Source organism: Parazoarcus communis, from assembly GCF_003111665.1.
Taxonomy (GTDB): Bacteria; Pseudomonadota; Gammaproteobacteria; order Burkholderiales; family Rhodocyclaceae; genus Parazoarcus; species Parazoarcus communis_B.
The window spans coordinates 3,004,266-3,025,943 of sequence record NZ_CP022188.1; the positions used below are offsets into that span (position 1 = coordinate 3,004,266).

Here is a 21,678-nt window from a genome sequence, read left to right on the forward strand (position 1 = left end):
TAGCGGGAAAATCTCATCTTCGCGTTCGCGCAAGCCGGTGGAGTGCATTTGCCGCAGACCAAGTGTGTGCAGTCTGCGGCAACTGTTCCACGGTTAGCGCAGAGGCGCGATGCCGAAAGTCAGATATCCGCTTCGACCGAGTCGCCCTTTTCTTCCATCCACGCGCGGCGCCCGGAGGCTTCGCCCTTGCCCATCAGCAGGGTGAACATCTTCAGCGTGTCGTCGAAAGCGCCAGCGCGCACGTGCACCGGCAACACGCGGCGGGTGGCCGGGTCCATGGTGGTTTCGCGCAGCTGATCGGGGTTCATCTCGCCCAGGCCCTTGAATCGGCCGATCTCGATAGCCTCGGGCTTGAAGCCTTCCGCGGCGAGGCGGTCGCGCATCGCGCTCAGTTCGCCTTCGTCCAGCGCGTAAAGGCGACGGGGCGGGCGCTTCTTGCCCTGGGCGGGTACGTCCACCCGGTACAGCGGCGGCTGCGCGACATAGACGTGGCCATGTTCGATCAGCTTGGGGAAGTGGCGGAAGAACAGGGTCAGCAGCAGGGTCTGGATGTGGGCGCCGTCGACGTCCGCGTCGGACATGATGACGATCTTGCCGTAGCGCAGTCCGCTGAGATCAGGGGTGCTGTCAGGGCGGTGTGCATCCACGCCGAGTGCGACGGCAATGTCGTGAATCTCGGCATTGGCCAGGATGCGGTCGGGGTCGATCTCCCATGCGTTCTGCACCTTGCCGCGCAGCGGCAGGATGGCCTGGGTTTCCTTGTTGCGCGCCATCTTGGCCGAGCCGCCGGCGGAGTCGCCCTCGACCAGGAAGAGTTCGTTGTGCGCGATATCCTCTGACTCGCAGTCGGAGAGCTTGCCCGGCAGTACGGCCACGCCTGAAGTCTTCCGCTTTTCGACTTTCTGCGCGCTCTTCTGCCGCGACAAGGCCTGTTTGATCGACAGCTCTGCAATCGCCTTGCCGGCTTCGACGTGATTGTTGAGCCAGATCTCGAAGGGGTCGCGGATTTGGCTGGAGACGAGCTTCACCGCTTCGCGCGAGTTGAGCTTTTCCTTCACCTGGCCCTGAAACTGCGGGTCGAGCAGACGCGCCGAGAGCACGAAGCTCATGCGCCCGCACACGTCCTCCTGCTGCAGTTTCACGCCGCGCGGCAGCAGGGTGTGATGGTCGATGAAGGATTTCATCGCCTCGAACACCCCGGCGCGCAGGCCGGATTCATGGGTGCCGCCATTGACGGTCGGAATCAGGTTGACGTAGGACTCGCTCGGGACGGCGGATTCGAACCAGGCCAGCGCCCAGCTCGCGCCCTCGCCCGGTGCAAAGCTGGTGTCGTCCTTGCCGGCGTATTTTTCGCCAGTGAAGATCGGCGCCACCGGCTCAATATCACCCGATACCTCGTTGAGATAGCCTGCGAGGCCTTCCGGGTAGGACCAGGTCTTGGTCAGCATCGGCCCGTTAGCCTGCTCGATGTCCAGTCGCACGGCAACGCCCGACAACAGGACTGCCTTGGAGCGCAGCAGGCGCTCGAGTTCGTTCATCGGCACGCGGGGCGACTCGAAATACTTCGGGTCAGGCCACACGCGCACGCGGGTTCCGGTCTGACGCCCGCATTCGCCTTCGATGCGCACCGGGCTGATGGTTTCGCCGCCGTCGGAGAAGTCGATGCGGTGGATCTTGCCGTCGCGCTTTACTTCCACCTCGATGCGGGTGGACAGCGCATTGGTGACCGAGACGCCCACACCGTGCAGGCCGCCAGAGAACGCATAGGCCGAATTACCTTCGCGCTTGTCGAACTTGCCGCCGGCGTGCAGCCGGGTGTACGCCAGCACGACCACCGGCACGCCTTCGACCGGGTGCAGGCCGACCGGGATGCCGCGACCGTCGTCGGCCACCATGACCGAGCCGTCGAGATGCAGGGTGACGTGAATCTTTTTCGCAAAGCCGGCCAGTGCCTCATCGGCAGCGTTGTCGATGACTTCCTGAATGATGTGGGTGGGGCTGTCTGTCCGGGTGTACATACCCGGGCGCTCGCGCACCGGCTCGAGTCCCTTGAGAACGCGAAAGGAGGATTCGTCGTATTGCGTGCCAGCCATGACGGGCCCTGAAATTTCCGGAAGGGCGCAAGGATAGCAGAGACGAAGAGCCGTTCAATGGTGCTTCAGTTTTCAAAGGGGTCAGAGTCGTTTGATCGAGGGCGATCAAACGACTCTGACCCCTTTGAAATATTCCTTGGAGCTGTCAGGCGCTGCCGAGGATGCGGCCGCCGCCCGAGGGGCGCGACTGGCCGTCGGCGTCGTACAGTTGCGGATGGTTCGCGGCGGAGAGCAGGACCGAGAGTGCGGCCTGATTGTGCTGCATGCGTTCGTTGATGAGCTTGCCGTTGAGTTCGTTGCGTGTGCGGGCCTCACGGGCGAGTTCGATGACCTCGTCCCAGCGTGCCAGCACACGCGGAAGCTGAGCACACACCTGCCGGATCGACGCATCCTTGTTGGGCAGGCCGAGGCGGCCGAGCAGCAAGGCACGGTCGTCGTGCAGGCGTTGGAGCTGCCGGTAGCGCTCGGTCTTGGTGGTGGTGAGCGCGAGCAGCCCCTCAGTATCGCCGCTCACGAGCAGGGCTTCTTCGCGCTGGAGATGGTCGAGGAATTCCCTCAGCTGAATCGCTTCAGCTTCGATCAGGAGCGCGATGCGCTGTATTTCAGCGGGTCCGGGTGTCTGCATTCGCGAAGTCTAGCGCGAAACCGCTCAGCTGCCTGCCTGCCCGTCGAGGAGGTCGCGCACGCTGTCGATCAGGCCGTCGGCGATACGGTTGGCGTCGATCGTGAAGCGGCCTTCACTGATGGCGAGCTTGATCTCTTCCACACGACTCTTGTCCGAGACCGGGGTGTTGGCCATCGCGGTTTCGGCTTTCTGCATGCTCGAGGACAGCGACGAAAGTTCGACCTTGTCGCCCCCGGCTGGCGGCGGTGTGCCCGCTGCGGGTTTGGGCCTTGCGTCCGCTGTCTGTACCGACCCAAGCGGCTTGCCCGTGCTTTCGATCTTCATGGTGAAGCTCCAGATGAAACTTGTCTGAGTGTTAGATCGGCAGGTCTGCCGAAAACTTTAGGCCATTTAACACATTGTCAGTGCGACGGCCCCGCACCCGAGTCTGCCTTGTCGCGCTTCCGGTTCAGAAGCCGACCTCGACGTTGCCATCGGTCGTGGCAGTACCGGTGATCACCTGGTTGTTGGGCATGCGCACGCGCACGCTCTCGCCCGGCGCGGCGGTGTTCATGGCGCGGCCTTCGCTGGAAACCTGAAAGCCTTCCCCGCGGCTGATGACCTTCACGTTCTGCCCCTGCTTGACTGCAGCCGGGATGCGCAGCATGTCGCCGCGAACCGGATTGCCGCTGGCGAGCGCATAGCGAGTGCGATGGCCGACCACCTGCGCCGGGTCGGTCAGCGTGTTGTCGGGCAGGGCGGTCAGGTCGCCGTTCCGTCGTGTGATATCTGCCGGGCCGACAATCTGGCCGGCGCGCAGCGGGCGGGCGGTGACCAGGTAGTCGTTGATCACCGCGACACGTGCCTGCAGGTACACCTGCCACGTTACCGGCGATTCGCAACGCACGCCGACGCTGATCGAACCCCAGGGGCGAGTGCCGCCCGGGATGAAGGCTTCGAGTTGGGCGCAGGGCGGGAGCTGGTTGCGTGCATCGAGCGCGCTGATCTGCAGCTCGACGCGACCGGGCAGGCCGCGTGTCTCAAGCTCCAGCAGTTGCTGCGCCACGGCCGTCACCGGTGCAGGTGGCTGTTGAGCGTGCAGCGGCGACGCGGACAGCACGAGGCCGAATGCAGTCAGGGCGCAGGCGTGGCGTCGTTTGGCGGGAGGTGGAATCTTCATGCCGCGATTGCAGCACGTCGCTTGCACGCAGGCAACTGCAATCGCCGGCAAGTTCTGCCGTGTGCCGGCAGCATGCGCCGGATAGCGGTGAAATTGGCCGGACTTTTCCGGTCTTATCTGCGCCAGGGCCTTGATTGCAGGGGGCTACCATCGGTGGCATGGAAGGTGCAATGCAGGCAGTGAACGCATATTCCCGTTGCGCTTGCAGCGACAACCCAGTTTCCGAGGTGATGAGATGAGAACCCAGCTAGATCGACAGATGCAGATTCACCAGTCCGCACTGAATCTTCAGGCCCAGCGTCAGCAACTGCTGGCATCCAACATCGCCAATGCGGATACCCCGAACTACAAGGCCCGCGACATCGACTTTCGTGAGGCTCTCAAAGGTGCTGTGGGTGGCCGTATGGGCCCGCTGGCGCTGAGTACGACTAGCAGCGGGCACATTGCCGCCAGCAGCGGGAGTGCACTCGACGGACTGGCCAAGTATCGCACCGAGCTTCAGTCCAGCGTTGACGGGAACACGGTGAACATGGACGTGGAGCGCGCGGCTTTCGCCGAGAACGCCATTCACTACGAGGCCAGCATCACCTTCATCAACGGCTTGTTGCGCTCGATGCAGACGGCCATCAGCGGCCAGTAAGTACACGCTAAGGGAGGCGGATCATGAGCATTTTCAACGTATTCACGATCGCAGGTTCGGCGCTCAGCGCACAGTCGATGCGGCTCAATACCACCGCCTCCAACCTTGCCAACGCCGACAGCGTCGTGGGCGAGGATGGTCAGCCCTACCGTGCCAAGCAGGTTGTTTTTGCCGCACGGCCGGTGGCCGGGGAAGGCTCGGTGGGCGTGCAGGTTACCGGCGTGGTCGAGAGTGCCGCGCCGATGCGCATGGTGTATGAGCCTGCAAACCCCGCAGCCAACGGGGAGGGCTATGTCGAGATGCCCAATGTGAATGTGGTCGAGGAGATGGTGAACATGATTTCGGCCTCGCGCTCCTACCAGAACAACGCCGAAGTGATGAACACGGCACGAACCTTGCTGCAGCGTACCTTGCAGATTGGTCAGTAAGCGCTGACCGGCAATCTATGCCGCAACAGCCAGGAGAATGAAATGAGCACCGTCACTTCAAGCACACAGACCGCACAGGACATCCTGAGCAATCTCGCGCGCACGGATACTTCGGCTGACAGCGTGGCGGCAGATAGCCGGCTCCAGTTCCTCACCCTGCTGACGACGCAGCTGAAGAATCAGGATCCGATGAATCCGATGGAAAACGCCGAGCTCACGTCGCAACTGGCACAGTTGAGCACGGTGGAGGGCATCGAGAAGCTCAATACCCTGATGGGGCAGTTGCTGGATTCGCAGTCTTCCGGCGAAAGCCTGCAAGCCGCATCGCTGGTGGGGCGCGGCGTGCTGGTCGAGGGCAAGGGCCTGCAGCTCACCGAAGCAGGCGCTGTTGGCGGCTTCGAGCTCGACGGCCCGGCCGACAGCGTGGTGCTCTCAATCAAGGATTCGTCCGGTCTCGAGGTGGCGTCCGTCACCGTCACCGATGTGGCTGCAGGCAGCCAGAACTTCATCTGGGACGGTACGGCCACCGATGGCAGTCGTGCAGCGGATGGCAAATACACGGTGAGCGTCACCGCGACGCAGGGCGAAAGTAACGTCGTTGCACGCACGCTCGAATTCGGCTCCGTCAGCAGCGTGATTCGTGGCGCCAGTAGCACCGATCTTCAGGTCGGGTCACTGGGCATCTTCAAAGTTGCCGACATCAAGCAAATTCTCTGATCCGGAGTAAAGATCATGGCATTCCAGCAAGGTTTGAGCGGGTTGAACGCGTCCTCCAAGGCGCTTGACGTAATTTCCAACAACATTGCCAACAGCAGCACGGTGGGATTTAAGTCGAGCAGGACGATCTTTGCCGATGCGTACGCGTCGGCAATGGCGGGCGGTAGCTCGTCCCAGCAGATCGGTATCGGTACATACGTGGGTGCGGTGTCGCAATCCTTCACTCAGGGTGGTCTGACTTCAACCAGCAACCCGCTCGATATCGCCATCAGTGGCAACGGCTTTTTCCGGCTCGAGAGGACGGATGGCTCGATTGCCTATTCGCGTAACGGTCAGTTCGACGTCGACAAGAACGGCTACATCGTCAATGCCGGCGGCGACATGGTGACCGGGTATGCGGGCACGACCACGGGTGGAACGACAGTTTTCGCCGGCGTGCCGTCGGTGTTGCAGATCGATACGTCGAACGTCAGTCCGAACGAAACCACCACGGCGTCAGTGGGACTCAACCTCGATTCCACTGCCCATAATCCGCTGAATCAGACCCCGGTTGGCAGCGATATCAACAGTTTTCTCAGCGCCACGACCATTCCGGTCGACAGCTACAACTACACGACCTCGATGACCGTGTACGACAGTCTGGGCAATGGCTCGCTGATGAGCCTGTTCTTTGTCCGCGATCCGGACGTGGGCGGCGTGGCCCCGAATACCTGGAATGTCTATGGCCGCTTGAGCAACGATGTCATTCCCGATACGACCGATCCGGCGCTTTCGACGGGCAAGCCGCTCGAGAATCTCGGGTCGATTGCGTTCACGGCTTTCGGCGTGCCCGATACGACGGTGGCCGGCAATGGCGTGTTTTCCCTTACGCGGACGGCGGCAGAGCTTGCAACCGGCGCGGACAGCCTGACCTTCTCGCTCAGTCTCGCAAAGTCGACGCAGTGGAACACGAGTTCGGCGGTGACCACCTCTCCCAGGCAGGATGGCTACACCACAGGCAGCCTGACCGGGATCTCCGTGAGCAGCACCGGCGTGCTGCAGGGCACCTACTCGAACGGTCAGATCAAGGATCTGGGTCTGTTTGCGCTGGCAAACTTTTCCAGCCCGCAGGGACTGACCTCGCTGGGCGACAACCTCTGGGCCGAGTCCTACGACTCGGGTCAGCCGACGGTGGGCGCGCCGGGTACCGGCGTGCTCGGCTCGCTGAGTGCGGGGCAGGTCGAGGAGTCGAACGTCGATCTCACCCAGGAACTGGTTCAGCTGATCGTTCAGCAGCGTAACTACCAGGCCAACGCGCAGTCGATCCAGGCTCAGGACCAGATCCTGCAGACCCTGGTGAACCTGCGTTAATCGAATTTCGAACTAAGGGGAGCGCGACATGGACCGCCTGATCTATACCGCCATGACGGGTGCGAAGGGCACGCTCGACCAGCAGGCCGCGGTGTCGCACAACCTTGCGAACGCCACCTCGACCGGTTTTCGCACCGAGATGCACAAGCTGCGCGCAGTCGAGGTTCAGACCGACGCGATGCACACGCGCGCATTCACGGTCGATGCCAGCGTCGCAACCGATTTCAGCTCGGGGCCCATGCAGGCCACCGGCCGGGCCTACGATGTCGCGATTCAGGGCAAGGGCTGGCTCACGGTGCAGATGCCCGACGGCACCGAGGCCTACACCCGCGACGGCAGTCTGGAGGTGAGCCCCAACGGCATCCTGCAAACCCGGAGCGGCTTGCCGGTGATCGGCGGCGGCGGTCCGATCTCCTTGCCGCCCGATTCCGAGATCGTCATCGGCAGTGATGGCACGATCTCGGCCTTGCAGGCCGGGCAGGGAGTGGTGAACGCTGTCGATCAGCTGAAGCTGGTCAACCCGCCCGAGGCTACACTGGTTCGCGGCGACGACGGCCTGTTTCGCTCCAGCGACGGTTTGCCGCAACCGGCAGACGAGGCGGTAAAAACTGCCGGCGGCTATCTCGAGGGCAGCAATGTGAACGTGGTGGACCAGATGGTGACCATGATTTCGCTGGGCCGGCAGTTCGAAATGCAGACGCGCATGCTCAGTACAGCCGAGGAAAACGACCGTGCGGCGACCCAGCTGCTTGCGGGCAGCTGATTTCGCGGCGCAGGCCACGGGTAAGGCAGGGATTAGCACGGTTTTTGCATTGTTAATCCCGAGATGGCCGGCGACGCCGCCGGCCTAAACTGAAACCTGGCCGATCCCCAGCCGAAGCGCGGCACCTGCCGACGCCGGCACCGTCAAGAGGAACCCATCATGATCCGCTCACTGTGGACCGCCCGTACCGGGCTGGATGCCCAGCAAACTTCGCTGGACGTGATCTCCAACAACCTTGCCAACGTCTCCACCAACGGCTTCAAGCGCCAGCGTGCGGTGTTCGAGGATCTGCTATACCAGACTGTTCGCCAGCCGGGTGCGCAATCCACCCAGCAGACGCAGATCGGCTCGGGTCTGCAGATCGGTACCGGTGTGAAGCCGGTCGCCACCGAGCGCATCTTCACCCAGGGCAACCTGCAGCAGACGGGCGGTTCGCTCGACATCGCGATCCAGGGCAACGGCTTCTTCCAGATCTCGCTGCCGGACGGCACGACGGCCTACACCCGTGACGGCGCCTTCCAGATCGACAGCCAGGGCAACATGGTCACCGCAAGCGGCTATCCCCTCGCAGACAACATCAACATCCCGTCGGATACGCTGACCGTGACGGTTGGCAAGGACGGCACCGTCAGCGCCCTGCAGTCCGGGCAGACGACGCCGACCCAGCTCGGTTCGATTCAGCTCGCGTCCTTCATTGCGCCGGGCGGACTGCAGAGCGCGGGCGAGAACCTCTTCCTCGAAACCGCATCGAGCGGGGTTGCAACGCCCAATCAGCCCGGACTCAACGGTACCGGCGTGCTCAACCAGGGCTATGTCGAGACCTCGAACGTGAACGTGGCCGAGGAACTGGTGAACATGATCGTCACCCAGCGCGCCTACGAGATGAACTCGCGCGCCATCCAGACTTCCGACTCGATGCTCGGCCGTCTGACCCAGCTCTAAGAGGTCTGTCATGAAAGCGATCGCGCTTGTCCTGGTCCTGCTGCTGAGCGGCTGTGCGTCGATCTATTCGACGCCGCCGACTTCGGTGCACCAGCCCATGAGTGCCCGCCCCGAGATGCGGCCTCAGGCAGTACCCGCGACCGGCGGCATCTATCAGCCCGGCGGCCTGCGGCCCCTGTTCGAGGACCGGCGCGCGCGCAATGTCGGCGACATCATCACCATCAACCTGGTCGAGCGCAACACCGCGGAGAAAAGCGCCAATGCGTCCGCGACGCGTGGCTCCAGCCTGACCGGTGGCATCAGCCTGACCGCACCCAATCTGCTGGCGCTGCAGAACGCAAAGCTCAACGGGCTCGACGCCAGCGTGTCTGCAGATTCGGACTTCTCCGGCGAGGGCGAGGCGGCCGCGAACAACGTGTTCAGCGGCACGATCTCGGTGACGGTGATCGAGGTGTTTCCGAACGGAAACCTGCTGGTCTCCGGTGAGAAGCAGGTCGCGATCAATCAGGGTAACGAGTACATCCGCTTTTCCGGGGTGGTCAATCCCACCACCGTAAGCTCGAGCAATACCGTGCAATCGACTCAGGTCGCGGATGCGAGGATGGAGTACCGCGGCAGCGGCTTCATCGATGAGTCGAACACCATGGGATGGCTGCAGCGCTTCTTCGTTGCCATCCTGCCGTTCTGAGGAGGCCGCCATGCGAGCCCTGCGCTTTCGCTTCATTCCGATACTCGTGAGCTGTGTGATGCTGTCAGGCATCTTCGCGGCCCCTGCGGCGGCCGAGCGCATCAAGGACCTTGCTTCGATCGCGGGTGTGCGTGACAACCAACTGGTGGGGTACGGCATCGTCGTGGGCCTGGACGGTTCGGGCGACCAGACTACCCAGACGCCGTTCACGGTGCAGAGCATCATCAGCATGCTGGGCAACATGGGGGTGACGCTGCCTGCGGGTACGAGCCTCCAGCTCAAGAACGTGGCGGCGGTCATGGTCACGGCGACGCTGCCACCCTTTGCGCGCCCGGGACAGGCGATCGACATTACGGTGTCGTCGATGGGCAACGCCAAGAGCCTGCGTGGCGGCACGCTGGTGATGACCCCGCTCAAGGGCGCGGACGGACAGGTATACGCGCTGGCCCAGGGCAACATGGTGGTCGGCGGCGCGGGCGGACAGGCTGGCGGTGCGGCGCAGACCATCAATCATCTTTCGGCCGGACGGATTCCCGGCGGCGCGACCGTGGAGCGCGCAGTGCCGGCCATGCTGGGGCAGGGCGAGTACGTGTTCTTCGAACTCAACGACACCGATTTCGGTACCGCACGCCGGGTGGTCGATGCGATTAACATGGTTGCACCGGGTTCGGCCGAGGCAATCAACGGCCGCAGCATCCAGGTTCGGGCGCCGCTCGACGTCAATACCCGGGTTGCCTTCCTCGGCCGGATCGAGAATCTCGACGTAACGCCGGTGCAGCAAGCGGCAAAGGTGATCGTGAACTCGCGCACCGGTTCGGTGGTGATGAATCAGACCGTGGCATTGCAGAACTGCGCCGTGGCGCACGGCAATCTGACCGTCACCGTGAATGCGCAGCCGCAGGTGTCGCAGCCTGAACCCCTGTCGCGCGGGCGAACGGTAGTTACACAGTCCGGGTTGGTGAATATCGATCAGGAGGGCGGCGCGCTGATGAACGTCCGTGGCGGCACCAGTCTTGCCGACGTGGTGAAGGCGCTCAACGCGCTCGGTGCGAAGCCGATGGATCTGGTCAGCATTCTGCAGGCAATGAAGTCCGCAGGCGCATTGCGCGCCGAACTCGAGATTATCTGAGGGAGGGGCTGACATGACTTCCGGCATCCAGATGAACGCCTTCGACCCCGGCTCGCTGGGCGACCTGAAGCGCCTCGCCCGCACCAACCCCGACGATCCGGAAACCCTGCGCGCGGCCTCCAAGCAGTTCGAGGCGATGTTCCTGCAGATGGCGCTCAAGGCGATGCGTGCGGCGACACCGACCAACAGCATGTTCGACAGCGAGCAGTCGCGCACCTATCAGTCGTTGCTCGATCAACAGCTGGCGCTGAACATGGCGCAGAGCAATAACAACGGCATGAGCGAGGCGCTCTTTCGTCAGCTCGGCGGCATTACCGGCAATACCTCGACGAGTGCGATCAGTGCGCTGACCATGCCCGGTGCCACGGACAACAAGGGCTTCGACATCTCCAATGTGATTCGGCAGGCGGCAAATCCTGCCGCACTGATGCGCGAGGCGCAGGCGATTGCCGCCGGTGCGACTGGCGTCGATAGCGCCGGCGATGCCGACCCGCTAGGCGACCTGATTTACCGTCTCGACGCTGCGGCAAGAGCTGCGCGGAGCACCGACAGTGACGACTCGATCTCGCCCTCGGTGCGTGAGTTCGTCAATGAAGTATGGCCGCATGCCCAGGCCGCCAGTCGTCAGACCGGTATCCCCGCGCAGTTCATGGTTGCGCAGGCGGCGCTTGAAACCGGCTGGGGCGACAAGGTCATGCGTCATGCCGACGGACGTTCGAGCTACAACCTGTTCAACATCAAGGCAGGCTCGAGCTGGACGGGCGAAACCGTGGCACGCAACGTCACCGAGTACGCCGGCTCGACCGCCTACACCGAGAAAGCGCGCTTTCGCAGCTACGGTTCGTATGCCGAAGCCTTCCAGGACTACGCCCGCCTGTTGTCGAACAGTTCGCGCTATTCGGAAGTGCTGGGCCAGACCAGTCCGGCGGGCTTTGCCGGCAGCCTGCAGAAGGCAGGCTATGCCACCGACCCGATGTACGCCGACAAGCTCACCCGCATCATCGCAGGCAACACCCTGCGTACCGCCCTTTCGGGCTGAGGGCAGGCGGCGGCCGAATTTGCCGGTTCTGACCTGGCAAGCATCTTGCTGATAAGGCTCAGGACTTAGCAATTCAGGGGAATCATCATGGCAGGCTTGCTCAATATCGGTTTGACCGGTTTGAATGCCGCGCAAGCGCAGCTGGTGACTACGAGTCACAACATCACCAACGCGGGCGTCGATGGATATCATCGCCAGTCGGTGATTCAGAGCAATGCCACCCCGCAGTTCTCTGGTGCGGGCTTCTTCGGGCAAGGCACGCAGATTGCGTCAGTCACCCGCTCGTACAACCAGTATCTTGAAAACCAGGTGCTCAACAGCAACGCGAGCCTGGCCTCCTACAGCAGTTACAACAGCCAGATCAGCCAGATCAACAACCTGCTTGGCGATTCGACCTCCGGCCTGTCCCCCGCGCTGGAGAGCTTCTTCGCCGGCATGCAGGAAGTTGCGTCCAATCCCACCAGCGTGGCATCGCGCCAGTCCCTGATCTCCGGGGCCGAGGCAATGGTGTCGCGCTTTCAGTCGATGGATGCCCGCCTCAGTGAGATCAGGGCGGGACTCGAGGGCGAGATCGCGTCGACCGTAACGCAGATCAATACCTATGCCGGCGCGATCGCCGAGATGAACCAGCGCATCGCCACCGCGCAGGTGGCCGGCCCGAGCGTGGCCGCGAACGATCTGCTCGACCAGCGTGAGCAGCTGATCAGCGAACTGAACAAGCTGGTCAAGGTGAGTGCAGTGACCGAGAGCAACGGCTCGGTCAGCGTGTTCATGGGCTCCGGGCAGTCGCTCGTCGTGGGCGGTACCGTGAACAATCTGGCGGCGGTGCAGGATCCGAGCGATCCGCAACGCAGCATGATCGCAATCACGTCGGATAGCGGTGCGTCGAATACCTTGCCGGAGAGCCTCATCACCGGCGGCGCCCTGAGCGGCTTGCTCGCGTTCCGCCGGGAGTCGCTTGACCCGGCGCAGAATACGCTCGGCCTCGTCGCGCTTGGCATCGCCGAGACCTTCAATGCTCAGCATCAGCTGGGTACCGATCTCGATGGCGTGCTGGGCGGTGCCTTCTTCAACAGCCCCGCGCCGACCGTGATGCCCGCCATCTCCTCTGCCAGTGTGGCGATCGAAGACGTCTCGAAACTCTCCTCCAGCGACTATCTGCTGACCTGGGACGGGAGCAACTATTCCATGAAGGCAGTGAGCGGGAGCGCCATCGCACTGACACTGCAGGCCGATGGCAGCTATAGCGGCGGTGGAATCAACTTTTCGATCAGCAATCCGAGCCAGATTCCCTCTGCCGGTCTGCTGATCCAGCCTACGCGCTATGCCGCAAGCAATCTGACCGTGGCGATTTCCGATCCGCGCAAGGTCGCTGCAGGCGATCCTGTCAGTGTGGCACCGGGCAACTACAGCGGTGCGGTGAGCGACCGGATCGAGGGTGTGAAGACCCTGTCCGTGGGCGGCATCGACGCCAACAGCGACGGGCTCGCCGACTTTTCGCCGATTACACTGAGCTTCAGCGCAAACGCATTTACCGCATCGAGCGGAACGCTTGAGCGTTACGATACGTCGACTTCAAGCTGGGTTGCGAGCAGCGCCTATAATCCTGCAACCGACAGCTCGGGTGCGCGCTTCAGGGTGACGGACGCGCAGGGTGGCGTCGATTATTCGTTCGAGTTCACGGCAGTCGGCGCATGGACCAGCGGCGAGAGCCTGGTGTTCAGCCCGACCGCTGCGGGCGTGGCCGACAACCGCAACGCGGTGGCCCTTGGTGCGCTGCAGACCTCCAAGCTGATGCTTGCCGGCAGCAGTGGTTCGCCGACGGCGACCTTCCAGTCGGTATATGCGCAGATGGTGACCCAGGTCGGCAACAAGACCCGCGAGGTCCAGGTCAACGAGAAGGCGCAGGAGACGCTGCTGACCCAGGCGACCGACGCCCGGGACAGCCTTTCCGGCGTCAACCTGGACGAAGAGGCTGCCAATCTAATGCGTTACCAGATGGCTTATCAGAGTGCCGCCAAGGTGATGTCGGTGGCGCAGACGCTGTTTGACGAAGTTCTGGCGATCAGCCGTTAAGGAGATCGTGATGCGTATTTCGACCAGCATGATTTACGACAAAGGGGTCAATTCACTGCAGACGCAGTGGAGCGATCTCCTGCACACGCAGCAGCAGCTATCCACCGGACGGCGGGTGCTGACCCCCGCGGACGACCCGATTGCCGCGTCGCGTGCGCTCGAGCTGGGTCAGTCCAAGGGCGTGAACGCGCAGTTCATGACCAATACGGGTTACGCCGAGGATCGGCTGAACCTGCTCGAAAACAAGCTAACCGGCGCTGGCGACATCCTGCAGTACATCCGCGAGAAAACTGTCGCCGCCGGCAATGCAGCCTATTCCGATGAGGAACTCGGTTATCTCGCTACTGACCTGCGTGCGCAGTTTGATGGCTTGCTGGCCCTGGCCAACAGTCAGGATGGTACCGGTGACTACCTGTTCTCAGGCTACCGTGCCAACGACAAGCCCTTCACGGGCAACCTGGCCGGTGTGAGCTACAACGGCGACCACGGCACGCAGACGGTCCAGGTATCGGCATCGCGCTTCATGCCGGTCAGTCTGCCCGGGGCGGACATTTTCGGTTCGACGCGCAAGATCGACGATTCGCTGGTGCAGGCCTCGACCGGCACCCATACCGATGGCTCGGCGAATACCGGTGGCACCACGCTCAGCGGTACGCTGAGTTCGACGGTGAGCACCAGCCAGCTCGGTCACCGTTACGAAATCATCTACGATGCGGCGGCCCCGGGCTACGACGTTTATGAATATCAGCCGGGAAATCCGTCCAAGGTGACCGTTGCTACTGGCGCGGCCTCGCTGGCGTCGCTTTCGGCGACCCTGGGCATCGATCTGCAGATGACGGACAGCAGTGGGGCGGCGGCCACGCCGGGCGACGGCGACCGCTTCGAGCTCTTCGTTGGCTCTCCCGACATGTTTAAGAACCTGGGGCTGCTGATTGATTCGATGGAGCGGCCGGGGCCGTCCGGCATGGCTGGGGGCGCAGTGGCCTTCGGCCTGAACAGCATGGATGGTGCGATCGACAACGTGCTCAAGACCCGGGCGCAGGTCGGATCGCAACTGGTGGAGACGGAGAGCCTGCAGACGATTGGCAGCGATCTCGACCTGCAGTACGCGACGGTGATCTCGGGACTGATGGATGTCGATTACGCCGAAGCCATCTCCAACCTGACCCAGCAGCAGACCTACCTGGAGGCGGCACAACAGTCCTTCCTCAAGGTGTCCGGCCTGTCCCTGTTCAACTACCTTTGAGCTTGCCATGCGTGCTCGTAGCCTCCTTCTCGCCCTGAGCGTTCCCGCGCTCGTCGCTTGCAGCCACGTGGAAACCTATGGCGGGCCCGTGGCTGGCGTCGTGGGGACGCGCGCGGTGCTCGCCAGCCTCGATCTGTGGTCGACCACATATCTTTCCAACGGCCTGATTGCCTATGCGATCTACGACCCGTTGCAGCCTACCTGGACCATCGAGGCCAGCGTGACGGGCGAGGATCGCGTCCAGATGGATCTGCAGATGAAGCGCCTGGTGACGGGCGGCGAGGGTGAGGCGCGTCAGGTGTTCATGCGCACGGCTCGCAAACTGGTCGAAGAGGGGGGCTATGCCGGTTACGACGTGCTGCGCTTCGAAGAAGGCGTGGAGGCAACCCGGCCGTTTGCGCGCCGCATCGCCAACGGCGAGATCCGCCTGGTGAAGTCCCGCCAGTTCCCCACGCTGTAATGCCCGCAAACAAGGCGAGCAACGAAAAGTCTATCTCGGCGCCCTCCGCGCCTCCGCGTGAAACCCCACTCTGAAGCGATTGTTACGCGCGGGCACTCAAGGCCGCGGTGAGAGCGCTTCCAGCAATATCGGCACCGTGTCGAAACTGCGTTCGAACAGGCTCTGCACTACCGGGCCGAAATTGGTCATGATCAGCATCAGTGCGAAGAAACCCATGGCCAGCGTGAGCGGGAAACCGATCGCGAACAGGTTGAGCTGTGGGGCCGCACGGGTGAGGATGCCGAGCGCGATGTTGGTGACCAGCAGCACCGCCACCACCGGCAGCGACAGCAACAGTCCGGTCGCGAACACCGTAGTGCCGGCGCGCGCGATATAGCCCCAGCCATCGGCGCTGAAACTGGCCGTGCCGACGGGCAGCCACTCGAAGCTTCGCACCAGCAGGTCGATCATGATCAGGTGACCGTTGATGGCGAGAAAGAGCAGCGTGGCCACCAGCCCCACGAAATCCGAGAGCACCGCGGTCTGCCCGCCGGCATCGGGGTCGAAGAAGATTGCGAACGACAGGCCCATCTGCATGCCGATCAGGGAGCCGGCCATGTCGATTGCCGCGAACACCAGACGCAGCATGAAGCCGATGGCCACGCCGATGAACATCTGCTGCACCATGATCATGAGTCCGATGCCCGAGCCCGGTGGCACGGCCGGCATGGCCGGCATCACTGGCAGCAGGGCAATACCGATTCCGAGCGCGATGGCCAGCCGCGCTCTTGCCGACACGCCGCGGTTGGAGAAGATCGGGGCACTTGCAAACAGCCCGAACAGGCGCGCCAGCGGAAACATCAGGGCGGCGAGCCAGGCGTCGAGCTGTGTCGCGGTCACGCTCAGCATCGCGTTCGCACCTTCAGCCGATCAGGGTCGGGATGTTTTCGAACAGGCGGCGCATGAAGTCGGTCAGCAAGGTGATCATCCACGGGCCGGCCAGTACCAGGGTGACGAAGATCGCGATCAGCTTGGGGACGAAAGACAGGGTCATTTCGTTGATCTGGGTCGCTGCCTGAAAGATGCTGATGACAAGGCCGGTGATCAGCGCAGCAAGAAACAGCGGCGCCGACACCATCAGCGTGACTTCAATCGCCTGACGTCCGAGGTCGATGACAGCGGTGGGGGTCATGGCTGCTCTCCTATACCGCGAAGCTCTGCACCAGCGAACCGATGAGCAGGGTCCAGCCATCGACGAGCACGAAGAGCATGATCTTGAACGGCAGGGAGACGATCACCGGCGACATCATCATCATACCCATCGACATCAGCACCGAAGCGACCACCATGTCGATGATGATGAAGGGAATGAAGACGATGAAGCCGATCTGAAAAGCTGTTTTCAGCTCCGAGGTGACGAAGGCCGGTATCACGACCCGCATCGGCAGGTCTTCGGCCTTCTCCACCGGGGGAACCTTGGCAAGGCCTGCAAACAGGGTCAGGTCGGGCTCGCGGACCTGCTTGAGCATGAAGGTCTTGACTGGCACCGAGGCGCGCTCCAGCGCCTGCTCGAAGCTGATCGTGCCTTCGGACATCGGCACATAGGCGTCGGTATAGACGCGGTCGGCGACCGGCGCCATGATGAAAAAGGTCAGAAACAGCGCGAGGCCGAGCAGGACCTGGTTCGGTGGCGAGGTCTGCGTGCCCATGGCCTGCCGCAAAAGCGAGAACACGATGATGATGCGGGTGAAGCTCGTCATCATCAGCACCATCGCCGGCACGAAGCTGAGCATTGTCAGCAGCAGCAGGGTCTGGATCGTGAGGCTGTAGGTCGTGCCGCCATTGGCGGCCGGCACGGTGGTCAGGGCAGGCAGTGCCTGGGCCAGCGCGAGGGCAGGCGCAGTGCTCAGGATGAGGCCGAGCGCGCCGCGCAGCAGGTGCTTACGAACCATGGCGGCGGCGCTCCAGTGCTTTCCTGAACCAGCCGGAAAAGTCGCCGTTCGCGGCAGCGCCCGTCTCATTGGTGGCAGCTTCGGACGGAAAGTCGGATGCTTCCATGACGTGCAGCGTGCGAACGCTGCCGGGCGCCACGCCGAGCACCAGCACCTTGGGACCGGTCTCGACCAGCACGACGCGCTCGCGCGGGCCCACTGCGGTCGCGCCCAATACCTTGAGCACGCCGGCTGCGTTGCGCGGCTGGGACAAGCGCTTGATGGCCCACAGGCAGGCAATCAGCAGCGCGATCACCACCACCAGTCCGAACAGCATCTGGCCGAGGCTGCCCGCGAGATCGGTGGCGGGGGACGGGGCGGGGTCGGCTGCCTGTGCAAGCGCAGGCAGCAGGAGCGTCAGGAGTGGAATCAGATTGAAGGCGGGTTTCACTGCGTCTTGTCGAGGTTGGCTGCAGGGGGGATGTCCCCCTGCATGCGAGTCAGCTGCGAATCTTCCGCATGCGCTCTGCGGGGGTGATGATGTCGGTGAGCCGGATGCCGAACTTGTCGTTTACGACCACGACTTCGCCCTGTGCAATGAGCGTACCGTTGACCAGCACGTCCATGGGTTCGCCGGCGAGCCCGTCGAGCTCGACGACCGAGCCGTGCGCGAGCTGGAGCAGGTTCCGGATCGACAGCTTGGTGCGGCCGAGCTCGACCGTGAGCTGGACCGGAATGTCCAGGATCATGTCGAAATCGTTGATCGCACCCGGTTTGCTGCCGGTCGAGCCGAAATCCTCGAACAGCTGGCTGGCCGGCTTGGCCTGGTAGGGCGATTCGTCCATCGCGGCGGCGGCGAGGTCGGCCGCAACCTGTGCGGCCTCGCTGTCCACGCCCGACTCGGTCGCGGCCTGCTCCTGCATCGCAGCAGCCCAGTCGTCTTCACTGATCTGATTGTCTGTGTCGTCAGCCATTCTGGCCTCCCGCTGGCTTGTTGATGTCCTGCTCCTCGCTGCCGATGAAGCGCTCGACCTTGATTGCGTACTGTCCGCTCTGTGTTCCGTGCCTGCACTCGATGATGGGCACGCCATCGACTTCGGCCAGGAGCAGATCGTTTACGTGCAGGGGGATGACGTCGCCGACCCGCATGTTGACGATGTCCCGCAGGCTCACCTTGGCTGTGCCGAGATTGCAGGTCAGCTCGACCTCGGCCGTTTGCAGCTGCCGCGACAGCAGGTTTTCCCAGCGCCGGTCCTGCGTCAGGTGGTCGCTCTGCATGGTGGAGTAGAGCAGGTCGCGAATCGGCTCGACCATGGAGTAGGGGAAGCAGAAGTGCATTTCCGCCTGTGCGCCGCCAAGTTCCAGCGAGAAGCTGGTCGCGAGCACGATCTCGGATGGCGTCGCGATGTTGGCAAACTGCGAATTCATCTCCGAGCGGACGTATTCCAGTTCGAGTTTGAATACCGGTGCCCAGGCTTTGCTGTACTCGGCAAAGACCACATTCAGCATGCCCTGGATGATGCGCTGCTCGGTGGGGGTGAAATCCCGCCCCTCGACCCGGGTGTGAAAGCGACCGTCGCCGCCGAACATGTTGTCGACGACGAGAAAGACCAGGTTGGGATCGAATACCACCAGCCCCGTGCCGCGCAGGGGTTTTGCAACGACCAGGTTCAGGTTGGTCGGTACCACCAGGTTGCGCACGAACTCGGCGTACTTCTGCACCCTGATCGGACCAACCGAGACCTCGGCATTGCGATGCATGTAGTTGAACAGGCCGATCCGCAGGTAACGGGCGAAGCGCTCGTTGATGAGCTCCATGGTGGGCATGCGCCCACGCACGATGCGTTCCTGGGTGGCCATGTTGTAGGGGCGTACGCCCCCATCGTCGACCTCTTCTTCGGCCGGCTCGTCGGACTCCCCGCTGACGCCACGGAGCAGCGCATCAACTTCTTCCTGGGAGAGAAAGTCCGAAGACATGTTGGCCTCGTTACTGAATGATGAACGAGTTGAAAAGAACCGACTGGACCGGCGTCGCCACCGTCATCCGCTGACCGGGGGCGGGAGGGGGAAAGCCCAGCGCACTATTGACCTGGTCGAGAATTTCCAGCGCCAGCGCCTCGCGCCCTTCGATGGTCTGAACCTCGGACGGAAGTTTGCTCGACAGCAGCAGGTTGATGCGATGCCGGATCTCGGGCATGAAGCCCTTGAGTGCATCGGCCGTCTTCTGGTCGGTCACGCGCAGCGCGATGATGGCCTGCAGATAGTGGTCACCCTCTTCACGGCGCAGGTTCACGGTGAACGCATCGAGCGCGGCAAAGACCGGCGGGCGGCTCAGATCCACGGCGCTCGGCGGGGCCACTGCTGCCGGAGCTTCCGCATGATCGCCGTTCTCGCCGCCACCCTTCTTGAGCAGGATGAGCGCGCCGATTGCGCCAGCGACAACGATCAGCAGAACCAGCACCACGATGATGATGATCATCAGCATCTTGCCACCCTTCTTGGGTGGTGCATCACCTGCGGGTGCTTCCGGCTTGTTTGGGGCTTTCGCCATGAAACTCTCCTTTTCCTACGCCTGGATTATGGCTCATCGCCATCTCGGCCCAAGCGCGGAAAAGTGGGGCAGAGTGCCCCTTATTCATGCGCTTCAGGCGAAGGTGTCGACCAGCCCTTCAATTTGTCTGACCCAGCGAGTGGCCGGTGCGGCCCCACCTGCGTCCATGTCGTTCTGTCCAATGCCGCCGCGACCGCCACGTTGACCGCGATCGTCACCAGATGCCTGCTGCTCGCCAGAGGTGCTCACGTTGGCCTGCCCGAGACTGATGCCCGACTGCGCCAGAATCTCGCGCAACTTGGGCATGGCCTGCTCCAGCGCGTCGCGTGCCGACTGGGTCGCAGCGACAAACTGGGCGGTGGTCTGATCGCCGTTCAGGTTGATCGAGACTTCGACCTTGCCCAGATGCGGCGGCGTGAGCACCAGTTCTGCCTTGCTCTCCGCACGACCGACCATCCACATGACCCGGCTGCCGACTTCGTCTGCCCACGCGGACTGGCCTGCGGGCGTGGCGACCGTCAGTTGCGGCGCAGACGTCGTGATCTGGCCCGGCTGGCGCAGCGAGTGCATGAACGAGGTCTGCGCGCCGTCGGGCATGTCTGCGCTGACCGTCTGCAAGGCTGTTGCCGCGCGTTCTGCGAAACTCGATTGCGCTTCAGGTCTGAGTTGCAGCGGAATCGCACTTTGCCCCTGTTGGCCGGCCTGAGCAAAGTTCAGCGCAGGCTTCGGGAGCGAATCGGCGGAATTCTGAAGTGATTTTCCCTGGGTGTCACCCGCCAGGGCGATATTTGCGGCGAGACCGGCCTTGTTTGATCCGTCGGCGGCAATCGCAGCCGTGGCCGTGCGCTCCCTGGCGCCAGGCAGCAGGGCGGCAATCGCTGCCGGCAGACCGGCAATCGCCATTGCCGCCTCCGTGGGTTCATTTGCCGCTTCGGAAGTCGCCGGCGCCTCTGTCTTCGCTTCGTTTCCGGCCTGCGAGTCTGCAGGAGCGGTGTCCCGTTCGGCCGGCTCACTGCGCGCCGTGTCGGCGCGCTCCGGCTCTCGCGACTCGCGCGCGCGCTCCGGCGCTTTCTCGGCTTCGGATGCGGAGTCGGACCTGGATTCGGGCCGGGACTGCGCGTCCTGACTGCGTTCCGTGCTCGATGTTGCCTCGTGGCGGGGGCTGGCGTCCTTGCTCCGGAGCTGTCCGCGCAGCACGTCGGAGAAGCCCGACGAAGTGGCGTCTCGGGAATAGGCGCTACTGTTCGCCTTGCTTCCCGCTGTCGACAGGAAGGGAAAGGTCTGCGAACTCGATGCAATCTGGGATGCCATGGTCTTGCCCTCTTCAGCGTGTGTCACGCTTGGTAAGAGCAAACAGCGTGCCAGTCCTCGCGCTCAGTCGCCGTCGCGCTCGAGGTGCTGCCGTGCAGCGTGTTCGTCGCTGGCGCGTTGCTCCTGGCGCGACTCGTGGCGCGACTGCTGGTCCTGGTGACGCTGGGAGAGGGTGTCAAAGGCTCGCACCTTGTTTCGTTGGGCCATCCAGACCTTCTGGCCCTGACTGGTGTGATTCCGCGATTGTTCGACAACCACGTGCTGCGCAGCGATGGCGTCGTCGATGCGGTTGATGAAGGCGGTGTAATTGCGCAACTCGTCAGGCCCGATGCCGGCGCGGGCTGCATCGACAAAGCGCTCCCGGTACTCGGCGCGATAGTTCTCAAGCATCTCGAGTTTCTGCTGGCCACTGCGCTCGGATGCGATCAACTCACCAAGGCGACGCGCAGCGTCGTCCATGCGGGTGTTGGCGAGGTCGAGCAGCGGTTGCAGCGGAAATTTGCCTGTCATGGGTGCGCAGCGGTTATTGACCGAGGGTATTGTAGTCGACC

The 21,678-nt window shown here is 63.1% G+C and carries 25 protein-coding genes; 12 read left to right on the top strand and 13 right to left on the bottom strand.

What is annotated here, in order from left to right; translation table 11 throughout:
- Window positions 1-119: 119 nt before the first annotated feature.
- From CEW87_RS13770 to flgA, 4 genes are all read right to left on the bottom strand, one after another.
- Window positions 120-2,093 (bottom strand): DNA topoisomerase IV subunit B, encoded by a 1,974-nt coding sequence (locus CEW87_RS13770; protein WP_108973824.1) that lies wholly within the window; start codon window positions 2,091-2,093, stop codon window positions 120-122.
- 145 nt (window positions 2,094-2,238) lie between these two features.
- On the bottom strand, window positions 2,239-2,718 hold the full coding sequence (locus CEW87_RS13775; RefSeq protein ID WP_108973826.1) for a flagella synthesis protein FlgN: 480 nt from the start codon (window positions 2,716-2,718) through the stop codon (window positions 2,239-2,241).
- 24 nt (window positions 2,719-2,742) lie between these two features.
- Complete coding sequence (gene flgM, locus CEW87_RS13780; protein ID WP_108973828.1) at window positions 2,743-3,042, bottom strand: flagellar biosynthesis anti-sigma factor FlgM; 300 nt, start codon at window positions 3,040-3,042, stop codon at window positions 2,743-2,745.
- Window positions 3,043-3,166: 124 nt separating this feature from the next.
- The gene (gene flgA / locus CEW87_RS13785; protein ID WP_108973830.1) at window positions 3,167-3,877 is read right to left on the bottom strand and encodes a flagellar basal body P-ring formation chaperone FlgA; all 711 of its coding nucleotides are present in this window, start codon (window positions 3,875-3,877) and stop codon (window positions 3,167-3,169) included.
- 235 nt (window positions 3,878-4,112) lie between these two features.
- On the opposite strand from flgA, the gene flgB reads away from it, so the two are divergent.
- The 12 genes from flgB to CEW87_RS13845 all read left to right on the top strand — a co-directional run bounded on the left by flgB (window position 4,113) and on the right by CEW87_RS13845 (window position 15,355).
- A complete protein-coding gene (gene flgB, locus CEW87_RS13790) occupies window positions 4,113-4,517 on the top strand; it encodes a flagellar basal body rod protein FlgB (protein WP_108973832.1) in 405 nt (134 codons plus the stop codon).
- Between the two features lie 23 nt (window positions 4,518-4,540).
- The gene (gene flgC / locus CEW87_RS13795; RefSeq protein ID WP_108973834.1) at window positions 4,541-4,945 is read left to right on the top strand and encodes a flagellar basal body rod protein FlgC; all 405 of its coding nucleotides are present in this window, start codon (window positions 4,541-4,543) and stop codon (window positions 4,943-4,945) included.
- Between the two features lie 42 nt (window positions 4,946-4,987).
- On the top strand, window positions 4,988-5,662 hold the full coding sequence (locus tag CEW87_RS13800; protein WP_108973835.1) for a flagellar hook assembly protein FlgD: 675 nt from the start codon (window positions 4,988-4,990) through the stop codon (window positions 5,660-5,662).
- 15 nt (window positions 5,663-5,677) lie between these two features.
- Window positions 5,678-7,012, top strand: coding sequence for a flagellar hook protein FlgE (gene flgE, locus CEW87_RS13805; RefSeq protein WP_108973837.1), 1,335 nt, complete (start codon window positions 5,678-5,680; stop codon window positions 7,010-7,012).
- 28 nt (window positions 7,013-7,040) lie between these two features.
- On the top strand, window positions 7,041-7,775 hold the full coding sequence (flgF, locus tag CEW87_RS13810) for a flagellar basal-body rod protein FlgF (RefSeq protein ID WP_108973839.1): 735 nt from the start codon (window positions 7,041-7,043) through the stop codon (window positions 7,773-7,775).
- A 159-nt stretch (window positions 7,776-7,934) separates the two neighbouring features.
- Window positions 7,935-8,717, top strand: coding sequence for a flagellar basal-body rod protein FlgG (flgG, locus tag CEW87_RS13815; RefSeq protein ID WP_108947687.1), 783 nt, complete (start codon window positions 7,935-7,937; stop codon window positions 8,715-8,717).
- A 10-nt stretch (window positions 8,718-8,727) separates the two neighbouring features.
- Entirely contained in the window at window positions 8,728-9,405 is a 678-nt protein-coding gene (locus CEW87_RS13820; protein ID WP_108973841.1) for a flagellar basal body L-ring protein FlgH, read from the top strand.
- Window positions 9,406-9,463: 58 nt separating this feature from the next.
- The gene (locus CEW87_RS13825; protein ID WP_234421753.1) at window positions 9,464-10,534 is read left to right on the top strand and encodes a flagellar basal body P-ring protein FlgI; all 1,071 of its coding nucleotides are present in this window, start codon (window positions 9,464-9,466) and stop codon (window positions 10,532-10,534) included.
- A 13-nt stretch (window positions 10,535-10,547) separates the two neighbouring features.
- Window positions 10,548-11,573 carry a flagellar assembly peptidoglycan hydrolase FlgJ gene (gene flgJ / locus CEW87_RS13830; RefSeq protein WP_108973845.1) on the top strand — a complete coding sequence of 342 codons (1,026 nt, stop codon included), beginning with the start codon at window positions 10,548-10,550 and terminating at the stop codon, window positions 11,571-11,573.
- Between the two features lie 87 nt (window positions 11,574-11,660).
- On the top strand, window positions 11,661-13,649 hold the full coding sequence (flgK, locus tag CEW87_RS13835) for a flagellar hook-associated protein FlgK (RefSeq protein ID WP_108973847.1): 1,989 nt from the start codon (window positions 11,661-11,663) through the stop codon (window positions 13,647-13,649).
- A gap of 10 nt (window positions 13,650-13,659) precedes the next feature.
- The gene (flgL, locus tag CEW87_RS13840; RefSeq protein WP_108973849.1) at window positions 13,660-14,895 is read left to right on the top strand and encodes a flagellar hook-associated protein FlgL; all 1,236 of its coding nucleotides are present in this window, start codon (window positions 13,660-13,662) and stop codon (window positions 14,893-14,895) included.
- A gap of 7 nt (window positions 14,896-14,902) precedes the next feature.
- A complete protein-coding gene (locus tag CEW87_RS13845) occupies window positions 14,903-15,355 on the top strand; it encodes a hypothetical protein (protein ID WP_108973851.1) in 453 nt (150 codons plus the stop codon).
- A gap of 96 nt (window positions 15,356-15,451) precedes the next feature.
- Here CEW87_RS13845 and fliR read toward each other — a convergent pair whose 3' ends face one another.
- The 9 genes from fliR to fliJ all read right to left on the bottom strand — a co-directional run bounded on the left by fliR (window position 15,452) and on the right by fliJ (window position 21,637).
- Window positions 15,452-16,243: a flagellar biosynthetic protein FliR gene (gene fliR, locus CEW87_RS13850; RefSeq protein WP_108973853.1), complete on the bottom strand. Its 792-nt coding sequence runs from the start codon at window positions 16,241-16,243 to the stop codon at window positions 15,452-15,454.
- Window positions 16,244-16,256: 13 nt separating this feature from the next.
- A complete protein-coding gene (fliQ, locus tag CEW87_RS13855) occupies window positions 16,257-16,526 on the bottom strand; it encodes a flagellar biosynthesis protein FliQ (protein ID WP_108973855.1) in 270 nt (89 codons plus the stop codon).
- A 10-nt stretch (window positions 16,527-16,536) separates the two neighbouring features.
- On the bottom strand, window positions 16,537-17,286 hold the full coding sequence (gene fliP / locus CEW87_RS13860) for a flagellar type III secretion system pore protein FliP (RefSeq protein WP_108973857.1): 750 nt from the start codon (window positions 17,284-17,286) through the stop codon (window positions 16,537-16,539).
- On the bottom strand, window positions 17,276-17,716 hold the full coding sequence (fliO, locus tag CEW87_RS13865) for a flagellar biosynthetic protein FliO (RefSeq protein ID WP_234421537.1): 441 nt from the start codon (window positions 17,714-17,716) through the stop codon (window positions 17,276-17,278). The genes fliP and fliO overlap by 11 nt, the downstream gene beginning before the upstream one ends.
- 49 nt (window positions 17,717-17,765) lie before the next feature.
- A complete protein-coding gene (fliN, locus tag CEW87_RS13870; protein WP_420094143.1) occupies window positions 17,766-18,188 on the bottom strand; it encodes a flagellar motor switch protein FliN in 423 nt (140 codons plus the stop codon).
- Between the two features lie 43 nt (window positions 18,189-18,231).
- A complete protein-coding gene (gene fliM, locus CEW87_RS13875) occupies window positions 18,232-19,242 on the bottom strand; it encodes a flagellar motor switch protein FliM (protein WP_108973861.1) in 1,011 nt (336 codons plus the stop codon).
- A 10-nt stretch (window positions 19,243-19,252) separates the two neighbouring features.
- Window positions 19,253-19,816, bottom strand: coding sequence for a flagellar basal body-associated FliL family protein (locus CEW87_RS13880; protein ID WP_108973863.1), 564 nt, complete (start codon window positions 19,814-19,816; stop codon window positions 19,253-19,255).
- A gap of 93 nt (window positions 19,817-19,909) precedes the next feature.
- The gene (locus CEW87_RS13885) at window positions 19,910-21,127 is read right to left on the bottom strand and encodes a flagellar hook-length control protein FliK (protein ID WP_199917023.1); all 1,218 of its coding nucleotides are present in this window, start codon (window positions 21,125-21,127) and stop codon (window positions 19,910-19,912) included.
- Window positions 21,128-21,190: 63 nt separating this feature from the next.
- Complete coding sequence (gene fliJ / locus CEW87_RS13890) at window positions 21,191-21,637, bottom strand: flagellar export protein FliJ (protein ID WP_108973865.1); 447 nt, start codon at window positions 21,635-21,637, stop codon at window positions 21,191-21,193.
- Window positions 21,638-21,678: the final 41 nt, after the last annotated feature.

Coding starts and splice junctions, on each gene's coding strand:
- CEW87_RS13770 (WP_108973824.1), bottom strand. CDS start 2,093: ATGGCTGGCACGCAATACGACGAATCCTCCTTTCGCGTTCTCAAGGGA.
- CEW87_RS13775 (WP_108973826.1), bottom strand. CDS start 2,718: ATGCAGACACCCGGACCCGCTGAAATACAGCGCATCGCGCTCCTGATC.
- flgM (WP_108973828.1), bottom strand. CDS start 3,042: ATGAAGATCGAAAGCACGGGCAAGCCGCTTGGGTCGGTACAGACAGCG.
- flgA (WP_108973830.1), bottom strand. CDS start 3,877: ATGAAGATTCCACCTCCCGCCAAACGACGCCACGCCTGCGCCCTGACT.
- flgB (WP_108973832.1), top strand. CDS start 4,113: ATGAGAACCCAGCTAGATCGACAGATGCAGATTCACCAGTCCGCACTG.
- flgC (WP_108973834.1), top strand. CDS start 4,541: ATGAGCATTTTCAACGTATTCACGATCGCAGGTTCGGCGCTCAGCGCA.
- CEW87_RS13800 (WP_108973835.1), top strand. CDS start 4,988: ATGAGCACCGTCACTTCAAGCACACAGACCGCACAGGACATCCTGAGC.
- flgE (WP_108973837.1), top strand. CDS start 5,678: ATGGCATTCCAGCAAGGTTTGAGCGGGTTGAACGCGTCCTCCAAGGCG.
- flgF (WP_108973839.1), top strand. CDS start 7,041: ATGGACCGCCTGATCTATACCGCCATGACGGGTGCGAAGGGCACGCTC.
- flgG (WP_108947687.1), top strand. CDS start 7,935: ATGATCCGCTCACTGTGGACCGCCCGTACCGGGCTGGATGCCCAGCAA.
- CEW87_RS13820 (WP_108973841.1), top strand. CDS start 8,728: ATGAAAGCGATCGCGCTTGTCCTGGTCCTGCTGCTGAGCGGCTGTGCG.
- CEW87_RS13825 (WP_234421753.1), top strand. CDS start 9,464: ATGCTGTCAGGCATCTTCGCGGCCCCTGCGGCGGCCGAGCGCATCAAG.
- flgJ (WP_108973845.1), top strand. CDS start 10,548: ATGACTTCCGGCATCCAGATGAACGCCTTCGACCCCGGCTCGCTGGGC.
- flgK (WP_108973847.1), top strand. CDS start 11,661: ATGGCAGGCTTGCTCAATATCGGTTTGACCGGTTTGAATGCCGCGCAA.
- flgL (WP_108973849.1), top strand. CDS start 13,660: ATGCGTATTTCGACCAGCATGATTTACGACAAAGGGGTCAATTCACTG.
- CEW87_RS13845 (WP_108973851.1), top strand. CDS start 14,903: ATGCGTGCTCGTAGCCTCCTTCTCGCCCTGAGCGTTCCCGCGCTCGTC.
- fliR (WP_108973853.1), bottom strand. CDS start 16,243: ATGCTGAGCGTGACCGCGACACAGCTCGACGCCTGGCTCGCCGCCCTG.
- fliQ (WP_108973855.1), bottom strand. CDS start 16,526: ATGACCCCCACCGCTGTCATCGACCTCGGACGTCAGGCGATTGAAGTC.
- fliP (WP_108973857.1), bottom strand. CDS start 17,286: ATGGTTCGTAAGCACCTGCTGCGCGGCGCGCTCGGCCTCATCCTGAGC.
- fliN (WP_420094143.1), bottom strand. CDS start 18,188: ATGCAGGAGCAGGCCGCGACCGAGTCGGGCGTGGACAGCGAGGCCGCA.
- fliM (WP_108973861.1), bottom strand. CDS start 19,242: ATGTCTTCGGACTTTCTCTCCCAGGAAGAAGTTGATGCGCTGCTCCGT.
- CEW87_RS13880 (WP_108973863.1), bottom strand. CDS start 19,816: ATGGCGAAAGCCCCAAACAAGCCGGAAGCACCCGCAGGTGATGCACCA.
- CEW87_RS13885 (WP_199917023.1), bottom strand. CDS start 21,127: ATGGCATCCCAGATTGCATCGAGTTCGCAGACCTTTCCCTTCCTGTCG.
- fliJ (WP_108973865.1), bottom strand. CDS start 21,637: ATGACAGGCAAATTTCCGCTGCAACCGCTGCTCGACCTCGCCAACACC.